Source organism: Aliiglaciecola aliphaticivorans (assembly GCF_054782055.1).
On record NZ_BAAGTF010000096.1, the window covers coordinates 1 to 2124 of the forward strand.

A 2124-nucleotide genomic window follows, 5' to 3' on the forward strand; every position below is an offset into this window, starting at 1 on the left:
TGTTACTAAATGTATAAACTTTTTGGGGTTGTCATATTGTCACCTCATAACAAACAAAAGCACCGGAAAAGCACTCGCTGGGCTTCGCCCAAATACGCTCTCGCTTTCCGCTGTTTTGGAAGTTATCATGCATATTAAATTTTTAGTCGCGGTTATACTAATAGATCTTTGTGTCTTTCATGCACAAGCTTCTGTCCCGAGAGAATGCTCAAAAGATGAATCTATAATTATCAAAGGTTTAAGTGAGTTGGCGGAAAATGCGAAAGTCTACATTAAAGAAAATGGAGAACTACCAGGAGTCTGGAGTCACGGCGTTTCACAAATCATATCAGCTTCTCCTACTGCAATTAAAGTTGGTGGTAACATTGATCCCGGAGAAGACGGGAAATCAATGACATTAACCTGCTCAGATTTGAAAACAAAAATCGATAGTGTTTATAGTATTAATATTTATTCGCTCATAATAACAAAGAGTGAAAATGGACCCGTTAGAAGCCGTGCAAGATAACAAACACTTTATGTTCATTCGCTACGCTCATTGGGACGCAAACTCGCTGGCTGGCGCTTCGCGCAAGTATAACCAGCAAGCCTGCGCCCCATATGTGAAGCGTTAGCCAACCAAGGAGAATTCAGTGCCAGCCGAACTAGATGAAGCACATTTTCAACATGTAACAGAACACTTTGAAAAGTGTGGTGATTGGTCAAAAGAACGAAATCATTTTTTTGAATGGATGTGCGCTGCTGAGTTTCATTGGTTCTTCGTACAAGGCTTAGATGCAATTAAATCTGGTTTTTATGTTCCTGGAATATCTTCGCTATTAAATGGCTTTGAAGCCAGCTTAAGAGTAACTATTTCACAAGTAAGTACTGAGGGGACAGCACCGCCAGAGCTATCGCCATATAAAGTATTAAGTAATAACTTAATTAAACAAGCACATGAACTTGGTATTCCAGTTAGCTTTTTGGCTTTACCAAGTGAATCTGACTTTATGGAAAAACTTGATAGTGTAAAACCCAATAGAGTTGATGTTGAATTAGTACGTTTACGCAATAATATTTGTCACGGCAATATTTTAGAGTTTATAAATACGGATCTTGGTCCTGAGAATTCTTTTTTCACACCAGAGAGTATGAGAGAGTTAGCCGAAAATTTATTAGTAGTTGCTTACGCTTGGGCGCAAGAGCTTGGTAAATTTAGACGAAGTGATGGTCTATTACATCATGATAACCTAAAAACTCCTACGCAAATGGATGGCTAACACATATGAGCCTCCGGTTAGTCAATAGGTACTAGTGTGCTTTTGATCTATTTTTCAGATCAATCCAAATCTTTGGGCTAAGCCGTTTACTTCATCTGTCATTGTGACTGTTAGGATATCGCCTACAGCAAACACATATAGAGGCTCTCTTATGCGATCTCATCGCAGCCTGCTTTTTCAAATTCCTTATTGCAAGCAGGGGCACTAGACATTCATCGGTTAACCCAGCACTGGCACTATTCAAAATGAAGGTTGGATATTTCCACCAGTTAGTTTCAGGCTCAGGCCAGGTGTAAGCGATTTAGCGCAAAGTATTGATGCACGCCCATTCGGTGTCTAATCAAGCCGGGTAGTTACCTAGCGGTGGTATATAAACGAGATAAGGGGGGTTAAACCAGTGACGAATTCACTCACGTTTTCACATACTCTGCTTAAGGTGCTAGTTAGACGTTCAGCTCACCGAATGACGTGACTAACCTGCTAGAAATCGACTTTCATCAAATACCTTTTGACGTTTCAACATGAAGTAAACGCAGCGACCGAGTTTATGTGCCAATGCAGATAAGGCTTTTGCTTTACTCATGCGTTTTTGTAATTTGTTTAAATAGGCCTGAGCTTTGTCATTACCCCGTAGGTAAAGTACAGCCATTTCTGAGAACGCCCACTTGAGATGAGCATTGCCAATTTTGTTGCCTTGAGTACCATAGGTTTTACCCGCTGACTCAGCTTTACATTTGATTAATCGAGAGTAAGAAGCGAACTTTTGAACGCTTTCAAAGCGTTCAATATCACCGATTTCATATAGGATGGTGAGTGCGAGGATTTGTCCTACCCCAGCAATAGATTTGAGTAAGTAATAGTCTTT

General features: G+C 40.2%; 3 protein-coding genes. 2 read left to right on the forward strand and 1 reads right to left on the reverse strand.

Annotated elements, in window-relative coordinates:
- Both ACYVIL_RS21715 and ACYVIL_RS21720 read left to right on the forward strand, forming a co-directional pair.
- A partial coding sequence (locus tag ACYVIL_RS21715; protein WP_460314990.1) for a hypothetical protein occupies positions 1–508 on the forward strand: 508 nt, incomplete at its 5' end.
- Positions 509–632: 124 nt separating this feature from the next.
- A complete protein-coding gene (locus ACYVIL_RS21720) occupies positions 633–1259 on the forward strand; it encodes a hypothetical protein (RefSeq protein ID WP_460314992.1) in 627 nt (208 codons plus the stop codon).
- Between the two features lie 472 nt (positions 1260–1731).
- On the opposite strand, the gene ACYVIL_RS21725 is transcribed toward ACYVIL_RS21720, so the two are convergent.
- On the reverse strand, positions 1732–2124 hold a 393-nt coding region (locus tag ACYVIL_RS21725; RefSeq protein ID WP_460314994.1), incomplete at its 5' end, for a transposase.